Source organism: Enterobacter cloacae complex sp. 342H5 (assembly GCF_050030905.1).
Taxonomy (GTDB): Bacteria; Pseudomonadota; Gammaproteobacteria; order Enterobacterales; family Enterobacteriaceae; genus Enterobacter; species Enterobacter intestinihominis.
In genome coordinates this window covers 2718595-2745484 of the sequence record NZ_JBLGVB010000001.1, presented here as the reverse complement: position 1 = coordinate 2745484, position 26890 = coordinate 2718595, and the positions used below count along the sequence as shown (strand labels likewise).

Sequence of the window (26890 nt, the reverse complement as noted above, 5' to 3'; positions counted from 1 at the left end):
ACACCTTACGACGGGTTGGCCTGTTATCGGTCGGATAATTTTGTTAATTTTTGTGAGAATAGACAATAAGAGCACAGCAAACACGCGTCAGGCCGTGCTTCGCTCTTATCGTGCGGCAGAATTTCCAGTATAATAGCCGCCTTTTTTCATCCAGTTGTGACATACAGAAAGCTGCGACATCGTAGCCTGTAAGACAGGCGACAATCAGCCTGCGGCTAATTAAGGGATATCTCATGCGTACAGAATATTGCGGGCAGCTGCGTCAGTCCCACGTCGGGCAGCAGGTCACCCTGTGTGGTTGGGTCAATCGTCGTCGCGATCTTGGTAGCCTTATCTTTATTGATATGCGTGACCGCGAAGGTATCGTTCAGGTGTTCTTCGATCCGGATCGCGCTGATGCGTTGAAGCTGGCCTCTGAGCTGCGTAATGAGTTCTGCATTCAGGTGACGGGCACCGTGCGTGCGCGTGACGAGAAAAACATCAACGCCGATATGGCGACCGGTGCTATCGAAGTGCTGGCGTCCGATCTGGTGATTATCAATCGCGCAGAAGCGTTGCCGCTGGACTCCAACCACGTCAACACCGAAGAAGCGCGTCTTAAATACCGCTACCTGGATCTGCGTCGCCCGGAGATGGCTCAGCGCCTGAAAACCCGTGCGAAAATCACCAGCCTGGTGCGTCGCTTTATGGATGACCACGGTTTCCTCGATATTGAAACTCCGATGCTGACCAAAGCCACGCCGGAAGGCGCGCGCGACTACCTGGTGCCATCCCGCGTCCATAAAGGCAAATTCTACGCGCTGCCACAGTCACCACAGCTGTTCAAGCAGCTGCTGATGATGTCCGGCTTCGACCGCTACTATCAGATCGTGAAATGCTTCCGCGATGAAGATCTGCGTGCAGACCGTCAGCCAGAATTTACCCAGATCGATGTGGAAACCTCCTTCATGACCGCCGAGCAGGTGCGTGAGGTGATGGAAGCCCTGGTGCGTAGCCTGTGGAACGACGTGAAAGGCGTTGAGCTGGGCGATTTCCCAATCATGACCTTCGCGGAAGCCGAGCGTCGCTACGGCTCCGACAAACCAGACCTGCGTAACCCAATGGAGCTGGTGGACGTGGCAGACCTGGTGAAAGCCGTTGAGTTTGCGGTCTTTGCTGGTCCGGCTAACGATCCGAAAGGCCGCGTGGCTGCCCTGCGCGTACCGGGCGGTGCTGCGCTGAGCCGTAAGCAGATTGACGACTACGGCAACTTCATCAAGATCTACGGTGCGAAGGGTCTGGCCTATATTAAAGTAACCGAGCGTGCTAAAGGTCTGGAAGGCATTACCAGCCCTGTTGCGAAATTCCTGAATGCGGACATCGTGGAAGCTATTCTGGAGCGCACCGGCGCGCAGGACGGCGACATGATCTTCTTCGGCGCAGACAACAAGAAAGTCGTTGCGGATGCGATGGGTGCGCTGCGCCTGAAGCTCGGCAAAGACCTGAACCTGACCGATGAAAGCAAATGGGCCCCGCTGTGGGTGATCGACTTCCCAATGTTTGAAGACGACGGTGAAGGCGGCCTGACCGCGATGCACCACCCGTTCACCTCGCCAAAAGACATGACGGCGGCGGAACTGAAGGCTGCACCGGAAGATGCGGTAGCGAATGCCTACGATATGGTTATCAACGGCTACGAAGTGGGCGGCGGCTCCGTGCGTATTCACAGCGGTGAAATGCAGCAGACCGTGTTCGGCATTCTGGGCATTAACGAGCAGGAGCAGCGCGAGAAGTTTGGCTTCCTGCTGGACGCCCTGAAATACGGTACGCCTCCGCACGCGGGTCTGGCCTTTGGTCTTGACCGTCTGACCATGCTGCTGACCGGCACCGACAACATCCGTGATGTTATCGCCTTCCCGAAAACCACCGCAGCGGCGTGTCTGATGACTGAAGCGCCAAGCTTTGCCAACCCGGCCGCGCTGGCTGAGCTGGGCATTGAGGTGGTGAAGAAGGAAGAGAAAAACTGATATGGCATATAAGCGTCCCGTTTCGGTTCTGGTGGTCATTTATGCAGAAGACTCGAAGCGGGTGCTGATGTTGCAGCGGCGCGACGATCCTGATTTCTGGCAGTCGGTTACCGGCAGTCTGGAAGAGGGAGAGTCCGCGCCGCAGGCCGCCGCGCGTGAAGTAAAGGAAGAGGTCGCCATTGACGTTGCTCGCGAGCAACTGACCCTGAAGGACTGTCAGCGCACGGTGGAGTTTGAAATTTTTAGCCATTTACGTCATCGCTATGCACCGGGAATTGAGCGCAATACGGAATCGTGGTTCTGCCTTGCGCTTCCCCATGAGCGGGAGATCGTGTTCACGGAACACCTGACCTACCGCTGGGTGGATGCGGCGGATGCCGCCGCACTGACCAAGTCATGGAGCAACCGGCAGGCGATAGAAGAATTTGTAATTAACGCTGCCTGAGAAGGCGCGATTTTTGGAGAACTTTTTATGGCAGGTCATAGTAAGTGGGCCAACACCAAACACCGTAAAGCGGCACAGGATGCCAAACGCGGTAAAATCTTTACCAAAATCATTCGTGAGCTGGTAACAGCGGCGCGTCTGGGTGGCGGCGATCCGGCCTCTAACCCACGTCTGCGCGCGGCGGTGGATAAAGCCCTGTCCAACAACATGACGCGTGACACCCTGAACCGTGCAATCGCACGTGGCGTGGGCGGTGATGAAGACGCGAACATGGAAACCATCATTTATGAAGGTTACGGTCCTGGCGGTACGGCGGTGATGGTAGAGTGCCTGTCCGACAACCGTAACCGTACCGTTGCGGAAGTGCGCCACGCGTTCACCAAAACCGGTGGTAACCTGGGCACTGACGGTTCTGTAGCGTACCTGTTCAGCAAAAAAGGCGTCATCTCCTTCGAGAAAGGCGACGAAGATGCGATCATGGAAGCGGCGCTGGAAGCCGGTGCGGAAGACGTAGTGACCTACGACGACGGCGCTATCGATGTCTACACCGCATGGGAAGAGATGGGTGCCGTGCGCGATGCGCTGGAAGCGGCAGGTCTGAAAGCGGATAACGCTGAAGTGTCCATGATCCCTTCCACAAAAGCGGACATGGATGCAGAAACCGCACCGAAACTGCTGCGTCTGATCGACATGCTCGAAGACTGCGACGACGTGCAGGAAGTGTATCACAACGGTGAAATCTCTGATGAGGTTGCAGCGACTCTCTGATGAGAGCCTGTAAACCGTTTACGGGAGACGCGTGATGTCGATTATCCTCGGGATTGACCCCGGCTCACGCGTCACCGGGTATGGCGTTATCCGTCAGGTGGGACGCCAGCTAACCTACCTCGGCAGCGGCTGTATTCGTACCAAAGTGGACGATCTGCCGTCGCGCCTGAAGCTCATTTATGCGGGCGTGTCGGAGATCATCACCCAGTTTCAGCCGGACTTTTTCGCCATCGAGCAGGTCTTTATGGCGAAGAACGCTGACTCGGCGTTAAAGCTCGGGCAGGCGCGCGGCGTGGCGATAGTTGCCGCCGTGAACCAGGACCTGCCAGTGTTTGAATACGCGGCCCGTCAGGTTAAGCAGACGGTGGTGGGCATAGGTAGCGCGGAGAAAAGCCAGGTGCAGCACATGGTGCGTACCCTGCTGAAGCTCCCGGCGAACCCGCAGGCCGACGCCGCCGATGCGCTGGCCATTGCGATTACCCACTGCCACGTCAGCCAGAACGCGATGCAAATGAGCGAGTCGCGGCTCAATCTGGCGCGAGGCAGATTACGATAATGACAAATCAGGCTGGATGTTTATCCAGCCTTTTTTTATTATGTCGGCAGTTAATTTCATCCAGAACGCAGGAGCGTCACGTGATAGGCAGACTCAGAGGCATCATCATTGAAAAACAACCCCCGTTAGTGCTGCTGGAAGTGGGTGGCGTGGGCTATGAAGTCCATATGCCGATGACCTGCTTCTACGAGTTGCCGGAGGCGGGCAAAGAGGCGGTTGTCTTTACCCAGTTTGTGGTGCGTGAAGACGCTCAGCTGCTGTACGGATTCAATAACAAACAGGAACGCACCCTGTTCCGCGAATTAATTAAAACCAACGGCGTCGGGCCCAAGCTGGCGCTGGCGATTCTGTCCGGTATGTCAGCGCCACAGTTTGTGAATGCCGTTGAGCGCGAAGATCCGGCTGCGTTAATTAAACTTCCGGGCATCGGCAAGAAAACCGCCGAGCGCCTGATTGTCGAGATGAAGGACCGCTTTAAAGGTCTGCATGGCGATCTGTTCACCCCGGCGGCCGATCTGGTGCTGACTTCACCGGGCGGGCCAGCGACGGATGATGATGCCGAGCAGGAAGCGGTTGCCGCGCTGGTGGCGCTGGGCTATAAACCTCAGGAGGCCAGCCGTATGGTGAGTAAAGTTGCCAAACCGGATGCCAGCAGTGAAACTCTGATTCGTGAAGCGCTGCGCGCTGCATTGTGAGGTAAAGGATGATTGAAGCAGACCGCCTGGTATCGGCAGGCACCATTCAGCCAGATGACGTGGTGGATCGCGCGATCCGTCCAAAACTGCTGGATGAGTACATTGGCCAGCCGCAGGTTCGTTCTCAGATGGAGATTTTCATCCAGGCGGCAAAGCTGCGCGGCGATGCGCTCGATCACCTGCTGATTTTTGGTCCGCCGGGGTTAGGTAAAACCACCCTGGCGAATATCGTCGCCAACGAAATGGGCGTTAACCTGCGTACCACCTCCGGCCCGGTGCTGGAGAAAGCAGGGGACCTGGCGGCGATGCTGACCAACCTAGAACCGCATGACGTGCTGTTTATCGATGAAATCCACCGCCTGTCACCGGTGGTGGAGGAAGTGCTCTATCCGGCGATGGAGGATTACCAGCTGGATATCATGATCGGCGAAGGCCCGGCCGCGCGCTCGATCAAAATCGATCTGCCACCGTTTACTCTGATTGGTGCCACGACGCGAGCCGGCTCGCTGACCTCACCGCTACGTGACCGTTTTGGTATCGTGCAGCGTCTGGAGTTTTATCAGGTGCCCGATCTTCAGCATATTGTGGGTCGCAGCGCGCGCTACATGGGGCTGGATATGAGCGAAGAGGGAGCGTTTGAAGTGGCGAAACGTTCCCGCGGTACGCCGCGTATCGCCAACCGCCTGCTGCGTCGCGTGCGTGATTTTGCCGAGGTGAAGCACGATGGCACCATTTCGGCTGACATTGCTGCGCAGGCGCTGGATATGCTGAACGTTGATGCCGAAGGCTTTGACTATATGGACCGTAAGCTGCTGCTGGCAGTGCTGGATAAGTTCTTTGGCGGGCCGGTGGGGCTGGATAACCTGGCGGCGGCAATTGGCGAAGAGCGTGAGACTATTGAAGATGTGCTGGAGCCATATCTGATCCAGCAGGGCTTCTTACAGCGTACCCCGCGTGGTCGTATGGCGACGGTGCGGGCGTGGAATCATTTCGGCATCACGCCGCCCGCGATGCCGTAAGTAGCGATTAATGGTAGCCCCGGTAAGCGAAGCGCCACCGGGGACATGCTGACTACTGCGCGGTTTTTTTCATCATACTGAAAATAAACAACACCGCCGCGCACAATACCACCGACGGCCCCGCTGGCGTATCATAGAACGCCGAGAAGGTTAAGCCGCCCGTCACCGCGATCATTCCGATAATCACCGCGATACCGGCCATTTGCTCCGGCGTACGCGCAAAACGACGCGCCGTGGCGGCAGGGATTATCAACAGCGACGTGATGATCAGCGCGCCAACAAATTTCATCGCTACCCCGATGGTTAACGCCGTCACCAGCATCAAGAGCAGCTTCACGCGCTGAAGCTTCACGCCGTCGACAAAGGCCAGATCGGGGCTGACGGTCATTGCCAGTAAATTCCGCCACTGCCACAGCAGGATCCCGAGCACCACCACCACGCCAATGGCAATGGAAATCAGATCTTCGGGCGTGACGGCCAGCAGATCGCCGAACAGATAGGCCATCAGGTCCACGCGGATGTTGGACATCAGGCTCACCACCACCAGGCCCAGCGACAGGGCGCTGTGCGCCATAATGCCGAGCAGGGTATCAATGGCCAGGTGAGGGCGTTTTTCCAGCCAGACCAGACCGGCGGCCAGCAGCAGCGTGACGACAATCACCGCATAAAACGGGTTTACGTCCAGCAACAAACCAAACGCGACACCCAGCAATGACGCATGGGCCAGCGTATCGCCGAAATAGGACATTCTGCGCCAGACGACAAACGAGCCGAGTGGACCCGCGGCGCAGGCAAGCATAATCCCGGCCAGCCAGCCGGGCAATAACAGTTCAATCATGAGTGTCCATTTCCCCGACGCAGGACAATTCGTCCCTGTAAATCATGGCGGTGATTGTGATTATGGCGATAGATGCCCAGCTGTTCGGCGCCACGATGGCCAAACATGGAGATAAATTCGGGATGCATTGACACCACTTCCGGCGTGCCGGAACAACAGATGTGATGATTCAGGCACAGCACTTCGTCGGTTTTGGCCATTACCAGATGCAGATCGTGGGAGACCATCAGCACCGCGCAGTTAAGCTCCCGACGGAGCTGGTCGATAAGATCGTACAGCGCAACCTGACCGTTGACGTCGACACCCTGCGTCGGCTCGTCCAGGACCAGCAGCTGAGGGCTGCTGAGCAGGGCGCGGGCAAGCAATACGCGCTGGGTTTCACCGCCCGACAGCTTTTGCAAAGGCGCCTCAACAAGATGTCCCGCCTGAACGCGTTTTAGCGCCGGTAGGATATCCGCTTTACGCGTACCGGGACGGAGACGCAGGAAGCGGCTCACCGTCAGGGGCAGGGTGGCATCAAGATGTAATTTTTGCGGCACATAGCCGATACGCAATTTGTCCTCGCGGACGATAACACCTGCGTCAGGGGCTACCAGGCCTAATACGACGCGCACCAGCGTCGATTTGCCTGCACCGTTAGGGCCGAGCAGCGTGAGTATTTTGCCGGGCTTCAGATTCAGCGACACGTCAGAAAGGACGCGGCGCTGGCCGAATGAGACCGAAACATTTTCAAGAGAAACTAAAGTCGTCATGTCAATTTAAGCTTGCAGAAGTCATCGAATGTTATAATATCACATTCCACGCATTCATTACGATGATTAGTCGCATTATGTTACAGAAAAATACGCTTCTTTTCGCAGCTTTATCCGCTGCTCTTTGGGGGACAACAGCACAAGATGTTAACGCTGCCGTTGTCGCTTCGCTTAAACCACTTGGCTTTATCGCCGCTGCCATCGCCGACGGTGTGACGGACACAGAGGTTCTTCTGCCTGACGGGGCCTCCGAGCATGATTATTCTCTGCGTCCGTCTGATGTAAAACGCTTACAGAACGCGGACTTAGTCGTCTGGATTGGTCCTGAGATGGAAGCGTTCATGCAGAAATCCGCTAAACAGGTCCCTGCGCAGAAACAGGTGACGATTGGTGAGCTGTCCGCTGTGAAACCGTTGCTGATGAAAGGGGCTGAGGACGAGGGCGATGAACACGACCACGACCATGCTCATGGCGAAAAAGGTGACGACCATCACCATCACGGTGAATACAACATGCATCTCTGGCTCTCCCCAGAGATAGCGCGGCTTACAGCGGTTGCAATCCACGACAAATTAGTGGAACTTATGCCGCAAAGTCGAATCAAACTCGACGCCAACCTGAAGGATTTTGAGGCTCAATTAGCCGCAACCGACAAACAGGTAGGTAACGAGCTCGCACCGCTTAAAGGAAAAGGGTACTTCGTTTTTCATGATGCCTACGGGTATTACGAGAAACATTACGGTCTGACCCCATTGGGGCATTTTACCGTCAACCCTGAAATTCAGCCTGGTGCGCAGCGTTTACATGAAATCAGAACACAGTTGGTTGAGCAAAAAGCGACATGCGTTTTTGCTGAGCCACAGTTCAGGCCAGCGGTCGTAGAAGCCGTGGCCAGGGGAACATCCGTGCGCATGGGAACCCTTGACCCGCTAGGTACGAACATCCAGTTGAGCAAAGCGAGCTATTCGCAGTTCCTCAGCCAACTGGCGAATCAGTATGCGAGCTGCCTGAAAGGAGATTAACGAGGAAGTGAATACGTGCAACAGATAGCCCGCTCTGTCGCCCTGGCATTTAACAATCTGCCTCGACCCCACCGCGTTATGCTGGGGTCGCTTACAGTTCTCACGTTAGCGGTCGCCGTCTGGCGGCCCTATGTTTACCACCCGAGTTCTGCCCCTATTATTAAAACTATCGAACTGGAGAAGAGCGAGATCCGCTCTCTGCTGCCTGAGGCCAGCGAGCCTATCGATCAGGCCGCACAGGAAGATGAAGCTATTCCCCAGGATGAGCTGGATGACAAGATCCAGAATGAAACCGGCATTCATGAATATGTTGTTTCTACTGGCGATACGCTGAGCAGCGTCCTGAACCAGTACGGTATCGACATGGGCAACATTAGCCAGCTTGCCGCATCCGATAAAGAGCTGCGTAACCTGAAAATTGGTCAGCAGCTTTCCTGGACCTTAACGCCCGACGGCGATCTGCAACGTCTGACCTGGGAGATGTCCCGTCGCGAAACCCGCACCTACGATCGCACCGCAAACGGTTTCAAAATGACCAGTGAAATGCAGCAGGGCGACTGGGTTAACAGCGTGATGAAAGGGACCGTCGGCGGCAGCTTTGTTTCCAGTGCCCGCGATGCTGGCCTGACCAGCGCTGAAATCAGCTCGGTGATCAAAGCCATGCAGTGGCAGATGGATTTCCGCAAACTGAAAAAAGGCGATCAGTTCTCTGTCCTGATGTCCCGCGAAATGCTGGACGGTAAGCGCGAGCAGAGCCAGCTGGTGGGTGTTCGCTTGCGTTCAGACGGCAAAGACTACTACGCCATTCGCGCGGAAGACGGTAAGTTCTATGACCGCAGCGGTACGGGTCTGGCAAAAGGCTTCCTGCGTTTCCCAACGGCGAAACAGTTCCGTGTCTCCTCCAACTTTAACCCGCGTCGTCTGAACCCGGTAACGGGTCGCGTAGCGCCGCACCGTGGCGTTGACTTCGCCATGCCGCAGGGCACGCCAGTGCTGGCGGTAGGTGATGGTGAAGTGGTCATGGCGAAACGCAGTGGTGCTGCTGGCTACTACGTGGCTATTCGTCACGGTCGCACGTACACCACCCGCTACATGCACCTGCGTAAACTGCTGGTCAAACCGGGCCAGAAAGTGAAACGTGGCGATCGCATCGCGCTGTCCGGTAACACAGGCCGGTCGACGGGCCCGCACCTGCACTACGAAGTGTGGATCAACCAGCAGGCGGTTAACCCGCTGACGGCTAAACTGCCGCGCACCGAAGGGCTGACCGGGAAAGATCGCAAAGATTACCTGGCGCAGGTGAAAGAGGTGATGCCACAGCTGCGCTTCGACTAAGCTAACACCCTCAAAAATAAGCCGGCGTCAGTGTGCGCCGGCTTTTTCTTTTGTACGCGGACGGCTGCCTCGCTACACTATCTGAATATATTTTTGCGTCACCAGACCCTGGAACCCGCATGGAAACCAAAAAAAACAATATTGAGTACATTCCCGAGTTTGAAAAATCCTTTCGCCACCCGCGTAACTGGGGCGCCTGGCTTGGCGTATACGCGTTTGCTGGCATGGCGTTACTACCTGCTTCCCTCCGCGATCCGGTTCTCGGAAAAGTGGGGTGCCTGGCAGGGCGCTTAGGTAAAAGCGCACGCCGCCGGGCGCAAATAAACCTTCTGTACTGCTTCCCGGATAAAACCGACGTCGAACGCGAAGCAATCATTGATGACATGTATACCACCGCGCCACAGGCCATGGCGATGATGGCGGAACTGGCGCTGAAAGGGCCGGAAAAGATCGTCGACCGCGTTGACTGGAAAGGGCTGGAAATCATCGACGAGATGCGTCGCAATGATGAAAAAGTGATTTTCCTGGTGCCGCACGGTTGGGGGGTCGACATTCCGGCAATGTTAATGGCATCGCAGGGCCAGAAAATGGCGGCGATGTTCCATAATCAGGGAAACAAAATCTACGATTTCGTCTGGAATACCGTGCGCCGTCGCTTTGGCGGACGCCTGCACGCCCGTAACGATGGCATTAAGCCTTTCATTCAGTCGGTACGTCAGGGTTACTGGGGCTACTATCTGCCCGATCAGGATCATGGTCCTGAGCACAGCGAGTTTGTCGATTTCTTCGCGACCTATAAGGCTACGCTACCCGCGATTGGTCGCCTGATGAAAGTCTGCCGCGCCCGCGTGATCCCGCTGTTCCCGGTTTATGACGGTAAAACGCATCGCCTGAGCATTGAGGTACGTCCGCCGATGGACGATCTGCTGACCGCGGACGATCGCACCATTGCACGCCGCATGAATGAAGAGGTGGAAGTGCTGGTGGGACCACATAAGGAGCAATATACGTGGATCCTGAAGTTGCTCAAAACGCGTAAACCTGGCGAAACAGAGCCGTACAAGCGTAAAGAGCTTTTCCCGAAGAAATAGGAAACCTTCACCCCTCTCCCCTTAGGGGAGAGGGGATCGGAGCTTACTCTACGGTCAGTACGCGGGTGGTATTGGTTGAGCCGATGGTGCTCATCACGTCACCCTGCGTCACGATAACGATATCACCGGATACCAAATAACCTTTGTCGCGCAGCAGGTTCACGGCATCGTGCGCGGCGGCCACGCCATCGTTGGTGCTGTCGAAGTAGACTGGCGTCACGCCGCGATACAGCGCCGTCAGGTTCAGCGTACGCTCGTGACGGGACATGGCGAAGATCGGCAGACCGGAGCTGATGCGAGACGTCATTAGCGCGGTACGGCCAGATTCGGTCATGGTGATGATCGCCGTGACCCCTTTCAGGTGGTTGGCTGCGTACATCGCGGACATCGCAATCGCTTCTTCCACATTGTCGAACTGGATATCCAGGCGGTGCTTGGAGACGTTAATGCTTGGGATCTTCTCCGCACCCAGGCAGACGCGCGCCATGGCGGCCACGGTTTCCGCCGGATACTGACCCGCAGCGGTTTCTGCTGACAGCATCACCGCGTCAGTACCATCCAGCACGGCGTTCGCCACGTCCATGACTTCCGCACGGGTTGGCATTGGGTTGGTGATCATGGATTCCATCATCTGGGTGGCGGTGATCACCGCGCGGTTCAGCTGACGCGCGCGACGGATCAGCGCTTTCTGGATACCGACCAGTTCAGGGTCGCCAATTTCCACGCCCAGATCACCACGGGCAACCATCACCACGTCAGACGCCAGGATCACGTCGTCCATCGCGTCCTGATCGCAGACCGCTTCAGCGCGTTCCACTTTCGCAACAATTTTCGCATCGCAGCCTGCATCACGCGCCAGGCGGCGAGCATAGTTCAGATCTTCGCCGCAGCGGGGGAAGGAGACGGCCAGATAATCCACGCCGATCTGCGCTGCGGTCACGATATCCGCTTTGTCTTTATCGGTCAGCGCTTCGGCAGACAGGCCACCGCCGAGTTTGTTGATGCCTTTGTTGTTGGAGAGCGGGCCGCCGACGGTCACTTCGGTGAACACCTTCATACCCTGAACTTCCAGCACTTTCAGCTGTACGCGTCCGTCGTCCAGCAGCAGGATGTCGCCAGGCACAACGTCAGCAGGCAGACCTTTGTAGTCGATACCCACTTTTTCCTTATCGCCTTCGCCTTTGCTCAGGTTGGCATCCAGCAGGAATTTATCGCCGATGTTGAGGAAGACTTTGCCTTCTTTAAAGGTCGATACGCGGATTTTTGGACCTTGCAGGTCACCGAGGATAGCAACATGGCGGCCCAGTTTAGCTGCGATTTCACGCACTTTGTCGGCACGTAATTTATGGTCTTCTGGCGTTCCGTGAGAGAAGTTCATGCGCACCACGTTGGCACCCGCGGCGATAATCTTCTCGAGGTTATTATCGCGGTCGGTGGCCGGGCCTAGGGTGGTGACGATCTTGGTTCTGCGAAGCCTTCTGGACATGTAATACTCCGTTAACTGAAACAACTTTGGTGTTGCGTGAACATAGAATCGGCCTTCATCTATCGCAAGGCAGTAGCGAGGGGACCGAATGCCGTAAATCGTACATCGTCGTTATTAGGGAACATCGCTCTTTATAAGCAATTCTTTATCAAAACGCGATTCTTTCAGGGCTTCCTTGACCCGCTTCAAGTTATCCCGGAATTTTGCGCCCCGGCGTAAAGTAAAACCGGTCGCCAGCACGTCGATGACCGTCAGCTGCGCCAGGCGGGAGACCATCGGCATGTACATGTCGGTGTCTTCCGGTACGTCCAGGGTGATGGCGAGCGTTGCTTCCCGGGCCAGCGGCGTACCTGCCGTCGTCAGGGCGATGACCATCGCATCGTTGTCACGCGCGAGTTGCGCCAGCTCCACCTGGCTCTTGGTGCGGCCCGTATGGGAGATGAGTACCACGACATCATCTTCGCTACAATTCATACAGCTCATGCGTTGCAGCACAATGTCATCGGAGTAAATCACCGGCACGTTAAAGCGAAAGAACTTATTCATGGCGTCATGCGCCACGGCGGCGGACGAGCCAAGGCCAAAGAAGGCGATCCGTTTGGCCTGCGTGAGAAGATCGACCGCGCGATTCACTGAACTCATGTCCAGAGACTGGCGAACATGGTCGAGCGTGGCCATTGCCGATTCAAATATTTTTGCGGTGTAAGCATCAACGCTGTCGTCTTCATCTACATTGCGATTAACATACGGGGTACCGTTTGCCAGACTTTGTGCCAGATGCAGTTTAAAATCAGGAAAGCCGCGGGTGTCCAGACTACGACAGAATCGATTGACCGTCGGTTCGCTGACGCCCGATTCCTGTGCCAGAGCGGCGATGCTTGAATGAATCGCCTGAGCGGGCGCGGCGAGAATAACTTCAGCCACTTTGCGCTCGGATTTGCTAAGGTGTTCCAGTTGAAACTGGATTTTTTCCAGCATGTTCATTGTTAACAAGACGCTCGTGAGGGCATAAACGATTTCATAGAGATGAAACCTTGATTCGATTTAGCCGATATTACCCCCGGGACACCCGAAAGGGTAATCGTCGACAAGAAATGTTGTTGTTTTTTTTCATTACTTGATCGACGTCGGGTTTTGCTCTGACCCTGTTGCGCAAAGAATCGACATTAGTTGCGTCACCAGACGGGCATTATGGCACCGGCGACGAAAAATCACCGTATCGCACGTGACGTTAAGCGCTAATGGTTTCAGGAAACGCGTAAAAGCAGTACAGTGCATTGTAATAAAATTACAACGATACCTGGCAGAGTACCAGGAGATCTAACTGAGGAGAATGACATGGCGGTAACGCAAACAGCCCAGGCATGTGACCTGGTCATTTTCGGCGCGAAAGGCGATCTTGCACGCCGAAAATTGCTGCCTTCCCTGTATCAGCTCGAAAAAGCGGGCCAGATCCATCCCGATACCCGAATCCTTGGGGTAGGGCGCGCCGACTGGGATAAGGAGGCTTATACCAAAGTCGTGCGCGAGGCGCTCGAAACCTTCATGAAAGAGAAAATCGATGAAAGCCTTTGGGATAAGCTGAGCGGGCGTCTCGATTTCTGCAATCTGGACGTCAACGATGTAAGCGCCTTTACCCGTCTGGGTGAAATGCTGGACCAGGAAAATCGCGTCACCATTAACTATTTCGCCATGCCGCCAAGCACCTTCGGCGCCATCTGCAAAGGTCTGGGCGAAGCGAAGCTGAACGCCAAACCGGCGCGCGTGGTGATGGAGAAGCCGCTGGGTACGTCGCTGGCAACCTCGCGTGAAATCAACGACCAGGTGGGCGAGTTCTTTGAGGAGTGTCAGGTTTACCGTATTGACCACTATCTGGGTAAAGAGACGGTTCTGAACCTGCTGGCGCTGCGTTTTGCCAACTCCCTGTTTGTGAACAACTGGGACAACCGCACTATCGACCACGTGGAAATTACCGTGGCGGAAGAGGTGGGCATCGAAGGCCGCTGGGGCTACTTCGACCAGGCCGGCCAGATGCGTGACATGATCCAGAACCACCTGCTGCAAATTCTGTGCATGATTGCCATGTCTCCACCGTCAGATCTGACGGCCGACAGCATTCGTGACGCCAAAGTGAAAGTGCTGAAATCACTGCGCCGTATTGACCGCTCCAACGTGCGTGAGAAAACCGTGCGCGGCCAGTACACCGCAGGTTTTGCCCAGGGGAAAAAAGTCCCTGGCTATCTGGAAGAAGAGGGCGCGAACAAGTCCAGCAACACCGAGACGTTTGTGGCGATCCGCGTGGATATCGACGACTGGCGCTGGGCCGGCGTGCCGTTCTACCTGCGTACCGGGAAACGTCTGCCGGCAAAATGCTCCGAAGTGGTGGTCTACTTCAAAAATCCGGAACTGAACCTGTTCAAAGAATCCTGGCAGGAACTGCCGCAGAACAAACTGACTATTCGTCTGCAACCGGATGAGGGTGTGGATATTCAGATCCTGAACAAAGTGCCGGGTCTTGATCACAAACACAACCTGCAAACCACCAAGCTCGACCTGAGTTACTCTGAAACTTTCAACCAGACGCATCTGGCCGATGCTTACGAGCGTCTGCTGCTGGAAACCATGCGTGGTATCCAGGCGCTGTTCGTCCGCCGCGATGAAGTGGAAGAGGCGTGGAAGTGGGTGGACTCAATCACCGAAGCGTGGGCAGCCGACCAGGACGCGCCAAAACCGTATCAGGCGGGAACATGGGGACCTGTCGCCTCCGTTGCGATGATCACCCGTGATGGCCGCTCCTGGAACGAGTTTGAATAACCCCCATCTCTAGCCCAAAGGTGTTATTTTACCGGTAACATGATCTAACACAGCAAGTGGCATAATTTTTAATCTTTTAAGCTCCGCGTGGATTCACCCGCGGAGCTTTTTTTATTACACTCCCTTCAGACATTTTGCCCCTGTGCTCCGGATATCAGGCGTTTCAGCGTTGTTAACAACCGTCAGAAACTGTGTAAACTCCCGAGCCTGGACAGATAAATTAGAGGAGCTTTTATGAATCCGACATTGTTACGCGTAACACAACGCATCGTTGAACGCTCGAAAGAGACCCGTGCTGCCTACCTTGCCCGCATCGAACAGGCGAAGAGTGAAACGGTCCATCGCTCACAGCTGGCCTGCGGGAATCTGGCCCACGGCTTTGCCGCCTGCCAGCCTGGTGATAAAGACGCGCTGAAAAGCATGCTGCGTAACAATATCGCCATCATTACCTCCTATAACGACATGCTTTCAGCCCACCAGCCGTATGAGGTTTACCCGTCTATCATCCGCAATGCGCTGCACAGCGTGAACGCGGTGGGCCAGGTTGCAGGCGGCGTGCCGGCCATGTGTGATGGCGTGACTCAGGGACAGGACGGTATGGAGCTGTCTCTGTTGAGCCGCGAAGTGATCGCCATGTCGGCGGCAGTAGGCCTCTCTCACAATATGTTTGATGGCGCGCTCTACCTGGGCGTATGCGACAAAATCGTCCCGGGGCTGGTGATGGCCGCGCTGTCGTTTGGCCATCTGCCAGCGATTTTTGTGCCGTCAGGCCCGATGGCAAGCGGTCTGCCAAACAAGGAAAAAGTCCGTATCCGCCAGCTGTATGCCGAAGGAAAAGCGGACCGTCAGGCGCTGTTGGAAGCGGAAGCCGCGTCCTATCACGCGCCGGGCACCTGTACGTTCTACGGTACGGCTAACACCAACCAGATGGTGGTGGAGTTTATGGGGATGCAGCTACCGGGCTCGTCGTTCATCCAGCCGGATGCGCCACTGCGTAAAGCGCTGACCGAAGCCGCAGCCCGTCAGGTGACGCGCCTGACCGGTAACGGCAACGAGTGGATGCCAATGGGCAAAATGGTGGATGAAAAAGTCATCGTCAACGGGATTGTCGCCCTGCTGGCGACCGGCGGTTCAACCAACCATACCATGCACCTTGTCGCGATGGCGCGCGCGGCGGGCATTCTGATCAACTGGGATGACTTCTCCGAGATCTCCTCCGTGGTACCGCTGATGGCGCGTCTGTACCCGAACGGTCCGGCGGACATTAACCACTTCCAGGCCGCGGGCGGCGTGCCGGTGCTGATGCGCGAGCTGCTGAAAGGCGGCCTGCTGCATGAGGATGTCAACACGGTGGCGGGCTTTGGCCTGCATCGCTATACCCTTGAGCCGTGGCTGAACAACGGTGAGCTGGACTGGCGCGAGGGGGCGAGCAACTCGCTCGATCCTCAGGTTATCGCGACCTTCGAACAGCCGTTCTCTCCTCACGGCGGCACCAAAGTGCTGAGCGGTAACCTTGGGCGTGCCGTAATGAAAACTTCTGCCGTGCCGGAAGAGAATCAGGTTATCGAAGCCCCGGCGGTGGTGTTTGAAAGCCAGCACGACGTTTTACCTGCCTTCGACGCGGGTCTGCTTGATAAAGACTGCGTAGTCGTGGTGCGTCATCAGGGACCAAAAGCGAACGGGATGCCAGAATTACATAAACTTATGCCGCCGCTTGGTGTATTATTGGACCGCCGTTTCAAAATTGCGCTGGTGACCGATGGACGCCTCTCGGGGGCATCCGGTAAAGTGCCTTCAGCGATTCATGTCACCCCGGAAGCCTACGACGGCGGCCTGCTGGCGAAAGTCCATGATGGAGACATGATCCGCGTTAACGGTCAGACAGGCGAGTTAACCCTGCTGGTGGACGAAGCAGAGCTGGCGGCGCGTCAGCCACATATTCCTGACCTGAGCGCATCCCGCGTGGGTACCGGACGCGAGATGTTTGGTGCGTTGCGTGAGAAACTCTCCGGTGCGGAGCAGGGCGCAACCTGTATTACGTTTTAAGACGACTTGATTTTAACGATCTGGCGAGAGAAAACTCTGATGAAAAACTGGAAAACAAGTGCAGAAGCAATCCTGACTACTGGCCCTGTCGTGCCGGTTATTGTGGTAAACAAACTGGAGCACGCTGTCCCAATGGCGAAGGCGCTGGTTGCGGGTGGCGTTCGTGTTCTGGAAGTGACCCTGCGTACTGCCTGTGCGATGGATGCGATTCGCGCTATCGCCAAAGAAGTGCCGGAAGCGATCATCGGTGCTGGTACGGTTCTGAATGCGCAGCAGCTGGCGGAAGTGACCGAAGCGGGCGCACAGTTTGCCATCAGCCCGGGCCTGACCGAGCCGCTGCTGAAAGCCGCAACCGAAGGTTCTATTCCGCTGATCCCGGGTATCAGCACCGTTTCTGAACTGATGCTGGGTATGGACTACGGCCTGAAAGAGTTTAAATTCTTCCCAGCTGAAGCGAACGGCGGCACCAAAGCGTTGCAGGCGATTGCAGGCCCATTCTCCCAGGTGCGTTTCTGCCCAACGGGCGGCATCTCTCCGGCCAACTACCGCGACTACCTGGCGCTGAAAAGCGTGCTTTGCATCGGTGGCTCCTGGCTGGTTCCGGCGGATGCGCTGGAAGCAGGCGACTGGGATCGCATTACTAAACTGGCTCGCGAAGCGGTAGAAGGCGCGAAACAGTAACAAATGCTCAATGCATAAAGCAGGCCCTCTGGCCTGATGCTGGTCACTTTATGTGACCAGCATGTATAAGTTCTTCTTCTTCCCACAAACATTTTTAATATCCCTAACCCCTAGGCGTATCATTCTTCATTATTAAATAATCCCTCACTTATATATTTGATGAATAATTCATTCTTAATTTATCTGTGATGAAATTGCCTGGGCTCTTTTTATTTATTCTGTGAATAATATTACTTCCTTTGAGTCAATTCAACTTGAGGTTGGGTATTTTAATAGGAGAACGATAGGTGTATTGTTTTTAATAAACGGAATGTTTGTTAAAAGGATAAATAATAATGTCAGGGGAATCTGAGGTGGCTCAACGGTGGGACACGTTATACAGATATTTATTGTATTTCCCGCGTAGCAAAAATGTTATTTCTGATGTTCATTCTTTTACAGGAAAAGAGATATTAAGCGAGCCTTATCGCTATACCATCCGCTTTACCAGTCCGGATCAAAACATTGCCATTAATGCTGTTCTTAATCAAAGGGCTGAGTTTATTCTGCGTGCACCCAATCTGGAAGCCTCATGGCATGGGCAAACCTCCTGGCTGCCGGTTCGCCAGATTAATGGCACGATCACCCAATTTTCCCGGCTGATGTCTTCAGGTGACGAAGCACTGTATGAATGCGTGCTGGAGCATGAGCTGGCGCTGCTGGATCAAAATTACCGTTCTGCGGTTTACATGAACATGACAGTCCCGGAGCTCGTTACAAAGCTGATGAAGGACAGTGGTCACTTTGACGGCTACAACATTGATTTTGAGCAACTGAGCCACAGCTATCCACGACGGGAAATGATCATTCAGTGGAAAGAAACCGATTTGCGGTTCATCCGTCGGCTGCTGGCAGAGATAGGGATCTGGTTCCGTTTTGAGAATCACAACAAAGTGAAAACGGAAACCGTCGTTATATTTGGGGATTCTGCGCGTCGTTACAACTTCAGCGACAAACAGATGCCTTATGTCCGACATTCAGGCATGACCAGTTATAACGAATACATCACCGATCTGGAGGAGCAGCACGGCCTGATCCCAAAAAATGTGTTGGTTCGCACCTATAACTACCGTGACCCGCAATCGCCGCAGACGGATAAGACCATTAAAACGAGCGATATTCCCGAAGGTGTAACGACAGGCCAACACTATCACTATGCCGATCACTATCTTGCTGCGGGGGATTTTCACGGTGAAGAGGCGGAAACCGCCGCATTTTACGCTCGTCTGCGTTATGAACGCCTGTTGAACGGACAGAGTGTTCTGGGGGCGACAACCAGCGATCCCGAGCTTCAGCCAGGCATTATGTTTTATCCTGCAGGGCCTTTACCTGACGGGTTTAAGTCCGGGTTTGTGATAACTGCGATGATTATCCGCGGCAGCCGTGCTGAACACTATCGCGCCGTACTTTCTGGGATCCCCTATATCCACGGCTATAGCTTCCGTCCTGAATACATATCCCGGCCAGTGATAGCCGGAACGGTGCCCGCCAGAGTGAAGGCTATCGGGGGAGATAAAACCTATGCCGGACTTGATGCGGTTGGACGCTACCGGGTTAAGTTCGATTTTGACCTTGATGAAAAACGGGTCGGATTTGAAAGCGCCCTGGTACGCCTCGGCAGGCCGTACGCCGGTGACACTTTTGGTATTCACTTTCCGTTGCTGGAGGGGACTGAAGTTGCCGTAGGTTTTGAAGGCGGCGACCCGGACAGACCTTTTATCGCCCATGTCATGCACGACGGCAGCCACCCGGATTTAGTCACAAACCGTAACGATACCCGAAACGTGATCCGCACGGCCGCGTTGAACAAGATCCGTCTTGAAGATCGTCGCGGGCAGGAACACATCAAAATCTCTACCGAGTACGGCAAAGGGCAAGTGAGTGTGGGCCACCTGGTTGATGCTGAGGGCAAAAAGCGCGGGGAAGGTGTGGAGGCTCGCACCGACGACTGGATGGCGCTGCGTGCTGCCAAAGGCGTGATGATCACCACGGAAGCACAGCCCCGCGCGGGGGGTAAGCAACTGGATATGACAGCGGCTATTGCACAACTCGAAAAGGCGTTATCGCTGGCGATGACCCTACAACAAAGTGCGCTTACGGCAGGTGCGAGTAATGTGGAAACCGATCGGCAAAATGCGCTCAGCCAGACGCTGAGTCATCTCGCGGAGCCCGGTATTTTGGCATATGGAAAAAGTGGAATTGCGCAGGTTACGCCGGACAGCCTGCAATTGTCAGCCGGGAAAGACCTGATTGCCACAGCGGGCGGGAATGCCAGCGTGAATGTGGTGAAAAAATTCTCGCTGGCCGTAGGGGAAAAACTGTCGCTGTTTACCCGCAAACTCGGCATCCAGATGATTGCCGGTGCGGGGGATATTACGACGCAGGCGCAGCGGGGCGAAATGCACATGCTGTCGCAGCAGGATTTCACGCTGACGAGCACCGCCGGGAAAATGAACGGCAGTGCCAGAAAGGGAATGCAGTTTGTCTGCGGGGGCGGCGGGATCCGGATCAGCCCGACCGGGCTGGTCACGATTTTCTCGCCGACGGGCATTGAGCTCAAAGCGCCGAGCCTGAAATACGACGGTCCGGAAAGTGTGTCGGTACCGACGCCATCCTTTGACAAAGGCGCCTTTAAACTTCGCTACAAACTGCACGCCTGCGATGATCCGGAGCAAATTCTGGCAAACAAAAAATTCAGGCTGACCAGTGCATCCGGTCAGGTGGTGGAAGGCGTGACGGACAGCTCCGGTCGTTCACCACTGCTCGATGCTGACGACCTCGACAGCTATAAAATGGAGATAATGGAATGACGGAGGCGAAGACAAAACCCTACGCTCCACGGGTGGTATCAGAAGGCGATATTCCGGTACACAAAACCCTGGGCGAAGTCGCCCAGACGCGCAACGTCGGGATACCGCGCCCGATGCCCGGCATTGTGATCCTCGTCCATGGCGTGAACGACGTGGGTGAAGCTTACCAGAATCAGGAGAAAGGAATACTTGTCGGGCTGGGTAAGCGACTCAACCGGCAGGATTTTTACGCCCACGAATGGAAAGACTACAGAATTATCACTCCCGGGCGTTCCCCCATCATCCCGTTTTACTGGGGATATAAACCGGTTACGCATGCTGACTACCGGGCGGACCAGAAGCGCTACCGGGAGGAAGTCGGGAAGCTGAGTGACAAAGCGCATCTGCCCTATGATGCGTACCAGGAAGATAACGAGACGAATAAAAAGTCGCTGGGTAATGACGGGAAAGGGCCGTTTCAGTACCAGAACGATAACTTTAAAAATGCACTTGATACGAGTTTTGCCAAGGGGGGCGGGACCTTTGCCAACGCAACGACGACGATCCCGGATATGCTGGGACCCGGCGCCGGTGGCTTCGGCGTTGCCGCTGCGGGATTTGCCTCGCTGCACTTCAATGATGGCGATTTTACCCATCCCATTTATGAAAACCCGCACCGCATTTACCAGTTTTTTGCCGCTCAACGGCTGGCGGATTTGATTATTCAGGTTCGAAGTGAGCCGATTACGGCGAAAGATGTGATTAACATTGTGGCCCATAGTCAGGGCACGATTATTACTATGCTGGCAAATATGCTGGTGAAACAGGCCGGGTATGCTCCGGTAAACTGTGTGATTCTTAATCACTCACCGTATTCTCTTAAGTCGCGCGTGGCTGAAAATATTCAGCCGGGTTATCAACAGACCGACGATGCCAGACAGCAGACATTTAAAAATTTCTGTCGCCTGATGCATACGCAATGGAAAGGTGGCGGGAAAATGGCAGAGAGCGAATTACTGGCTCTGGAGGCCTCCTGTACCCTGCGTAAACCTTCCGATAATCCGCTACGAACGGATGACAGATATTGCCGAAGCAACGACGGTAAAGTGTATAACTACTTTTGCCCGAATGATGGCGTCGTGTCGCTGGAGAATGTGCAGGGGTTTGGCTGGCGGGGCATTCCTCAGAATATTGCCAGTGGTATACCGAATCTGTTTCAGCGTGTGTTTTACCAGTATGGTGAAGTAGGAAAAATCCCTGACGCTAACCCCTTTGAGCTACCATCGCGAAATGAGGGGGATGCAAAATATGCCTTTCTCACGAACGCCAGTTACAGCGCTCGCGATGTGTTGATAAACGGTGAGGAGTTACCGGAACCTTTTATTTTCAAACTCCAGGGGGAGGATAATCACCCGGATAACGATCCTAAAACCAGTGATAAACCGTATACCTATTATGTCGATCCGGACAGCCCGGACGCCTACATTTCCTATTCCGCCAAAGCCAGCGCCATTAAGCGCACAGTAACGACAACCTTTGCTTTGAACCGCTATCAAAATATTGGCTGGCAGCCTGGTCACGTTTTATCTGCTTCAGAGCTTAAAGAAGAGAGTTTTGAACGCAAGCATGAAGTTATTTATGGTGAGGTGTCAGGTTCGCGTGATTTTCAGTTAGTTACCCTTACCTGGAAGAAAACACCGGAAGAACTGCAAGCGGAATGGCAGAAAATTGACCCGGTAGGCTACAGCCAGCACTCCTCTATTGTGATGAGCGAATTTGTGCCATCGCACGCTATGGCGTTTGATTTGGCTATTGGGCAGTGCAAATCATTCGATTATCAGGCAGGGAAATTTTGGGAAGGGTTGTTACATCGTGCGGACTGGCGCGATCCGCAGAACGGTTATCCTGCCGCTAAAGAATATTACCGTACAGGAATGCTAGATGAACAGCGTACGAAATGGTTTATGAATAAGCCTGATGAGGTGCTTCCAAAAGGGGAGTACGGTGTGGAAAACCACTTTAATAATGCCTCGCCAGCCATGCCGTCACGCGAACTGTCCATCAGAAATCAGGATGTGGCAAATTTGCAATGGGATATGCCAAAGCCCATGAGTGATAGTCAACTTGCTTAAGGATAGAGCATGAAAATATTTTTTATCGGCCTGACGACCTTTGCTATTTTGCTTGTGACCGGATGCCTGGCGAAAGAACCGCCGACGCAGGTAGTTTATCGATTCGATGATCATCGTTATCTCGAACTGAAAGGGTGGGATTGTGAAGGCGAACTCTGGTACACGGATACTAAGCGAGGCATTCACACCGAACCCGTTAGTCAGTTTTATCGACTCTTTACCCGTAAATTTATTCATCCATCAGAGCGATATATTGCACTGACGGGATGGGGGGTGAGTGGATTCATAGTATCTAAGGATTATGGGAAAACGTGGCGCTCTGTAGCGTTTTCACCAAATCATAATGAACCCAATGGTGATGACTACGCGCCGTATGAGGATATTATTTCTTTCACCGTCGTCAACGATCAGGGCTTTTTACTAACCAAACACCGGCTGTATATGTCATCAAAGCCATTTGAAGACCCGCGCATTCTGCCCGGCGGGCCGGGGATTGCCTATACCGTGGATGACGGAATGGGAAATAAAGTAAGCGATACGCTGGACCCCCGTTTCCCTGGCTGGGCATGGGGAATGGTCTATATGACTAAGCAGGGGCTTAAGCACAGCACGCAGCAATTTAAGGCTAACTGGCAAGATTTACCCGACAGCGTACCCGACGTGAAAGGCTATACCGGCTGGGATCATATGCGCTGTGATATGGATGCGGGGCGATAACTGATGAAAGGATTATGTACCGTTCTCGCAGCGACGTCCGTTGTGCTGGCAACCGGATGCCAGGCGAAAGAGCCACCGACGCAGATAGTTTACCGGTTTGATGATCATCGCTACCTTGAGTTAAAAGGCTGGGGCTGCGAAGGTGAACTCTGGTATACGGATACTCTTCGGGGTATTCATACCAGGCCCGTCAGTCAATTTTATCGGATTTTCACCAAAAAATTTGTTCATCCTTCTGAACGATATATTGCCATACCCACCTGGGATGACCCAGGAACAATGATTTCAAAAGATTATGGTAAAACATGGTCTCCCCAGTTTTTTTCGGTAGGGCCTAATGAGCCCGATGGTACTAACCAACCATCCTATGAGGATATTATTTCTTTCACCGTCGTCAACGATCAGGGTTTTTTACAGACCAAACACCGGCTGTATATGTCGTCAAAACCGTTTGAAGACCCGCGGATTCTGCCCGGCGGGCCGGGGATTGCCTATACCGTGGATGACGGAATGGGAAATAAAGTCAGCGGGAAGCTGGACCCCCGTTCCCCTGGCTGGGCGTGGGGAATGGTCTACATGACTAAGCAGGGGCTCGAGGGCAGCACGCAGCAACTTAAGGCTAACTGGCAAGATTTACCCGACAGCGTACCCGACGTGAGGGGCTATACCGGCTGGGATCATATGCAATGCAACATGGATGCGGGAAAATAGGGAGGTAAAGTGATGAAAGGCGTCATTAGGTTAAACGATCCGCTGATAAGCGGAGGAAAAGTCACTAAGGCCTCTGGGGCAGACTTTATGAGTCAGCCCGTGGCCTTGAAAGATGATCTTGTGCAGTGTCCGCTCCATAAAGGGACGTTCCCAATAACTGAATGTCACCCAACCTGGACCATGCATGGCCGTGGGGTTGTGGTAGATGGCTGTCGCGCGGCGTGTGGATGTGAAATCAAAAGTACCTTACCTGTGGCGGGAGCTTCGTAATGCGCGCGTGGTGGTTATACAAAAAACAGCCAGACTCGGTTTCCACTGTGCCAGTCGTCATGATTGTTTTCCTCTATGTAATAGCCGTCGCAATGGGCCTCGCGATCCGGGCTTTAACCTGGCCTGAACAGGAACACGTTACGGCTCTCTTTTTTGTGCCTTCAGTTATTCTGCCCATCTGTGTTGTGTCGTTGTTAGTTTTTACAAGTTTCATATTTCATGACGCCAACATTCATTATGCTGAAACCCGAAAATTCATAGCAAAAGAGCAGGAGATTAATTTAAAGGCGTATGCGCGGAAAAATATGGCTATCGCAGCATGGTCTTCAATAACCCCCCTGGAGCAACCCGCGCTGAATATGTTGAAACTGGAAGGCGAATTTCCGCTGGCACCGAAAACGCCGGTTAACATTCAGCTGCAAGATCGCTTCGACCAGACCAGGAATGAACAGATGTTTTACCGCTTACTGGACCCGATGGCAGAAAAATTGAAGGGCTATAACTACCGTATTTTTGAAACCGTTGTCTGGGTTCGTGGAGGGAGTGGATCCTGCATTGATGAACTGAGACGCACTCTGGAGCGGTTGGGTATTGAAACGGCCAGCACGTGTAAAATTGAGTACAGCACAGAATGTCCTGACTACGCGATCGTTAGCCAATGGATGAACTTATCTGATTACAGAGTTGAAAACCGGTTGATTGTTATCGTTCATTTACATGAAGAAAGCGGCGAATCAAAGAGCATGGAAAATGCATGTGCATTCCTGCTGACCAGTCATTATGTCCGGGAGGAGGGCGAAAAACCGGTATATTTATATCAGCCTATGTCTGACGTGACTGATGTAGAGGACAAAATGGCGGTCTTCCTTGAGACGGGTTCGGTACTTACGCCGAAAAATCTCTGGTATACCGGGCTATCCCGTATTGAAAAATATCCATTAATGCAGGCACTGGACAAAAAAGCGCTCACGGTGGAACGGCTGGATATCGATGCCTCTCTGGGCGCAAAGAGTGCCGGGTATCGGTGGCTGGCTCTGGCATTTGCGGCGGATGCGGTAAAATATGCCCAGGGGGAGCAACTGGTAGCATATTCAGACAAAAACAAATTTTGTATTACTGCGCTTTCCTCCATGAAGACAGCTATCCCAAAAAAACTTACCTGGTGTAACTGGAGTAATCCCCTTTATCCTGCGGGGATGGCGGCTTTATTCTGCGTGTTATCCCTCATTGCCTATCGTATCAGTTTCCTGGCGCAAAACGATCCGCCAGCAATCTGGGAACTGATTGCGAGCATAATCATTCCCTTCGTTATTTTTATAGGCCTCGGTAGTTTTGTTTTCATCTCGAAAACGAATGAAGCCTACGAGGACATGGAATACGAATGGAAGCGATAGAAACGAAACAACGTTAATCATGCTATGTGGCTGGTCGCTTAGTTGACCAGCCTTTAGTTATTTACCCTGTCACTTTTACCGCAGTGGCCGCTATTTTCGCTCTCGCGACGGCTTCGTCCACGTTTTCCCCGGTTGCTAATGCCACGCCCAGACGACGGCTTCCGTCGATCTCCGGTTTGCCGAACAGTCTGACCTGTAAGCCTGCACCAACCGCACCTTCGACGTTATCAAAGGTGACATTCTGGCTGGTCAGCTGCGGCAGGATCACCGCCGAGGCTGCCGGGCCGTACTGACGGATGCCGCCAACCGGCAGGCCGAGGAAAGCACGTACGTGCAGCGCGAACTCAGAGAGATCCTGCGAAATCAGTGTGACCATCCCGGTATCGTGCGGGCGAGGGGAGACTTCGCTGAAGATCACCTCGTCGCCGCAAACAAACAATTCCACGCCGAACAGGCCGTAGCCGCCCAGCGCCAGCACCGTTTTGCGGGCGATCTCCTGCGCGCGTGCCAGCGCCAGCGCGCTCATCTGCTGCGGCTGCCAGGATTCGCGATAATCGCCGTCTTCCTGGCGATGACCAATCGGGTCGCAGAAATAAACGCCATCCACGGCGCTGACGGTGAGCAGGGTAATTTCAAAATCAAATTTCACCACGCCTTCTACGATGACGCGCCCGGCACCGGCACGGCCGCCCTGCTGGGCATAGTCCCAGGCTTTGTCCAGCGTGCTGCTGTCGCGGATAAAGCTCTGCCCTTTGCCAGAGGAGCTCATTACCGGCTTAATGATGCACGGGTAGCCAATCTCCTCTACGGCCTGGAGAAACGCAGCTTTATCCCCGGCAAAACGGTAGCTGGAGGTCGGGAGCTGTAATTCTTCTGCCGCCAGGCGACGAATGCCTTCCCGGTTCATGGTCAGTTTTGCCGCTGTGGCACAGGGCACCACGCGCTGGCCTTCCTGTTCAAGGGCAACCAACATCTCAGTGGCAATGGCCTCAATTTCAGGTACCACGAAATCCGGTTTTTCGTCGGCAATTAACGCCCGCAGTGCATTACCGTCAAGCATATCGATGACGTGCGAGCGATGCGCGACGTGCATGGCGGGCGCATTCGCGTAACGGTCCACCGCAATCACTTCCACACCCAAACGCTGGCATTCAATGGCCACTTCTTTACCCAGTTCACCCGATCCCAACAGCATGACGCGCGTCGCGGCAGGACGCAGCGCGGTTCCTAAACGAGTCATAAAAATCCCCCTGAAAAAGATGCGGGCAGTATAAACGAAAACGT

23 protein-coding genes are annotated in these 26890 nt (G+C 54.3%); 18 read left to right on the top strand and 5 right to left on the bottom strand.

Annotated features, from left to right (window positions below):
- Positions 1 to 233: 233 nt before the first annotated feature.
- From aspS to ruvB, 6 genes are all read left to right on the top strand, one after another.
- The gene (gene aspS / locus ACQG03_RS13125; protein ID WP_023300446.1) at positions 234 to 2006 is read left to right on the top strand and encodes an aspartate--tRNA ligase; all 1773 of its coding nucleotides are present in this window, start codon (positions 234 to 236) and stop codon (positions 2004 to 2006) included.
- 1 nt (position 2007) lies between these two features.
- Complete coding sequence (nudB, locus tag ACQG03_RS13120; RefSeq protein WP_023300445.1) at positions 2008 to 2451, top strand: dihydroneopterin triphosphate diphosphatase; 444 nt, start codon at positions 2008 to 2010, stop codon at positions 2449 to 2451.
- A 27-nt stretch (positions 2452 to 2478) separates the two neighbouring features.
- Positions 2479 to 3219 carry a YebC/PmpR family DNA-binding transcriptional regulator gene (locus ACQG03_RS13115; protein WP_003859747.1) on the top strand — a complete coding sequence of 247 codons (741 nt, stop codon included), beginning with the start codon at positions 2479 to 2481 and terminating at the stop codon, positions 3217 to 3219.
- Positions 3220 to 3253: 34 nt separating this feature from the next.
- Positions 3254 to 3775, top strand: coding sequence for a crossover junction endodeoxyribonuclease RuvC (gene ruvC, locus ACQG03_RS13110; protein ID WP_014884319.1), 522 nt, complete (start codon positions 3254 to 3256; stop codon positions 3773 to 3775).
- Between the two features lie 80 nt (positions 3776 to 3855).
- On the top strand, positions 3856 to 4470 hold the full coding sequence (gene ruvA, locus ACQG03_RS13105) for a Holliday junction branch migration protein RuvA (RefSeq protein WP_022648487.1): 615 nt from the start codon (positions 3856 to 3858) through the stop codon (positions 4468 to 4470).
- A gap of 8 nt (positions 4471 to 4478) precedes the next feature.
- Positions 4479 to 5489 carry a Holliday junction branch migration DNA helicase RuvB gene (ruvB, locus tag ACQG03_RS13100; protein ID WP_006811035.1) on the top strand — a complete coding sequence of 337 codons (1011 nt, stop codon included), beginning with the start codon at positions 4479 to 4481 and terminating at the stop codon, positions 5487 to 5489.
- 52 nt (positions 5490 to 5541) lie between these two features.
- Here the strand turns inward: ruvB and znuB are convergent, their stop codons facing one another.
- Both znuB and znuC read right to left on the bottom strand, forming a co-directional pair.
- Positions 5542 to 6327: a zinc ABC transporter permease subunit ZnuB gene (znuB, locus tag ACQG03_RS13095; RefSeq protein WP_022648485.1), complete on the bottom strand. Its 786-nt coding sequence runs from the start codon at positions 6325 to 6327 to the stop codon at positions 5542 to 5544.
- Positions 6324 to 7079 (bottom strand): zinc ABC transporter ATP-binding protein ZnuC, encoded by a 756-nt coding sequence (gene znuC, locus ACQG03_RS13090; RefSeq protein ID WP_003859757.1) that lies wholly within the window; start codon positions 7077 to 7079, stop codon positions 6324 to 6326. Before znuC ends, znuB begins: the two co-directional genes overlap by 4 nt.
- A gap of 77 nt (positions 7080 to 7156) precedes the next feature.
- Here znuC and znuA point away from each other — a divergent pair, with 77 nt between their 5' ends.
- The 3 genes from znuA to lpxM all read left to right on the top strand — a co-directional run bounded on the left by znuA (position 7157) and on the right by lpxM (position 10527).
- The gene (znuA, locus tag ACQG03_RS13085) at positions 7157 to 8101 is read left to right on the top strand and encodes a zinc ABC transporter substrate-binding protein ZnuA (RefSeq protein ID WP_032677373.1); all 945 of its coding nucleotides are present in this window, start codon (positions 7157 to 7159) and stop codon (positions 8099 to 8101) included.
- Between the two features lie 15 nt (positions 8102 to 8116).
- Positions 8117 to 9436 carry a murein DD-endopeptidase MepM gene (mepM, locus tag ACQG03_RS13080; protein WP_022648483.1) on the top strand — a complete coding sequence of 440 codons (1320 nt, stop codon included), beginning with the start codon at positions 8117 to 8119 and terminating at the stop codon, positions 9434 to 9436.
- Between the two features lie 119 nt (positions 9437 to 9555).
- The gene (gene lpxM, locus ACQG03_RS13075) at positions 9556 to 10527 is read left to right on the top strand and encodes a lauroyl-Kdo(2)-lipid IV(A) myristoyltransferase (RefSeq protein WP_022648482.1); all 972 of its coding nucleotides are present in this window, start codon (positions 9556 to 9558) and stop codon (positions 10525 to 10527) included.
- A 43-nt stretch (positions 10528 to 10570) separates the two neighbouring features.
- Here the strand turns inward: lpxM and pyk are convergent, their stop codons facing one another.
- Positions 10571 to 12013: a pyruvate kinase gene (gene pyk / locus ACQG03_RS13070; protein ID WP_003859767.1), complete on the bottom strand. Its 1443-nt coding sequence runs from the start codon at positions 12011 to 12013 to the stop codon at positions 10571 to 10573.
- Between the two features lie 114 nt (positions 12014 to 12127).
- Positions 12128 to 12997 carry a MurR/RpiR family transcriptional regulator gene (locus tag ACQG03_RS13065; protein WP_003859769.1) on the bottom strand — a complete coding sequence of 290 codons (870 nt, stop codon included), beginning with the start codon at positions 12995 to 12997 and terminating at the stop codon, positions 12128 to 12130.
- A gap of 354 nt (positions 12998 to 13351) precedes the next feature.
- On the opposite strand from ACQG03_RS13065, the gene zwf reads away from it, so the two are divergent.
- The 9 genes from zwf (at position 13352) to ACQG03_RS13020 (ending at position 25606) form a co-directional block, all read left to right on the top strand.
- Positions 13352 to 14827, top strand: a complete 1476-nt coding sequence (gene zwf, locus ACQG03_RS13060; protein WP_022648481.1) for a glucose-6-phosphate dehydrogenase — start codon at positions 13352 to 13354, stop codon at positions 14825 to 14827.
- Between the two features lie 234 nt (positions 14828 to 15061).
- Entirely contained in the window at positions 15062 to 16873 is a 1812-nt protein-coding gene (gene edd, locus ACQG03_RS13055; protein ID WP_023300442.1) for a phosphogluconate dehydratase, read from the top strand.
- 39 nt (positions 16874 to 16912) lie between these two features.
- A complete protein-coding gene (gene kdgA, locus ACQG03_RS13050; protein WP_003859774.1) occupies positions 16913 to 17554 on the top strand; it encodes a bifunctional 4-hydroxy-2-oxoglutarate aldolase/2-dehydro-3-deoxy-phosphogluconate aldolase in 642 nt (213 codons plus the stop codon).
- A gap of 335 nt (positions 17555 to 17889) precedes the next feature.
- Positions 17890 to 20403, top strand: a complete 2514-nt coding sequence (locus ACQG03_RS13045) for a DUF2345 domain-containing protein (protein ID WP_063162938.1) — start codon at positions 17890 to 17892, stop codon at positions 20401 to 20403.
- A complete protein-coding gene (locus ACQG03_RS13040; protein ID WP_063162939.1) occupies positions 20400 to 22514 on the top strand; it encodes a T6SS effector phospholipase Tle3 domain-containing protein in 2115 nt (704 codons plus the stop codon). Before ACQG03_RS13045 ends, ACQG03_RS13040 begins: the two co-directional genes overlap by 4 nt.
- 9 nt (positions 22515 to 22523) lie before the next feature.
- The gene (locus tag ACQG03_RS13035) at positions 22524 to 23231 is read left to right on the top strand and encodes a T6SS immunity protein Tli3 family protein (protein WP_063162940.1); all 708 of its coding nucleotides are present in this window, start codon (positions 22524 to 22526) and stop codon (positions 23229 to 23231) included.
- A 3-nt stretch (positions 23232 to 23234) separates the two neighbouring features.
- Entirely contained in the window at positions 23235 to 23942 is a 708-nt protein-coding gene (locus tag ACQG03_RS13030) for a T6SS immunity protein Tli3 family protein (protein WP_063162941.1), read from the top strand.
- Between the two features lie 12 nt (positions 23943 to 23954).
- Positions 23955 to 24212 (top strand): PAAR domain-containing protein, encoded by a 258-nt coding sequence (locus ACQG03_RS13025; RefSeq protein ID WP_074148337.1) that lies wholly within the window; start codon positions 23955 to 23957, stop codon positions 24210 to 24212.
- Positions 24212 to 25606 carry a hypothetical protein gene (locus tag ACQG03_RS13020; protein ID WP_063162942.1) on the top strand — a complete coding sequence of 465 codons (1395 nt, stop codon included), beginning with the start codon at positions 24212 to 24214 and terminating at the stop codon, positions 25604 to 25606. The genes ACQG03_RS13025 and ACQG03_RS13020 overlap by 1 nt, the downstream gene beginning before the upstream one ends.
- 61 nt (positions 25607 to 25667) lie before the next feature.
- Here ACQG03_RS13020 and purT read toward each other — a convergent pair whose 3' ends face one another.
- A complete protein-coding gene (gene purT / locus ACQG03_RS13015) occupies positions 25668 to 26846 on the bottom strand; it encodes a formate-dependent phosphoribosylglycinamide formyltransferase (protein ID WP_063162943.1) in 1179 nt (392 codons plus the stop codon).
- Between the last annotated feature and the right edge of the window lie 44 nt (positions 26847 to 26890).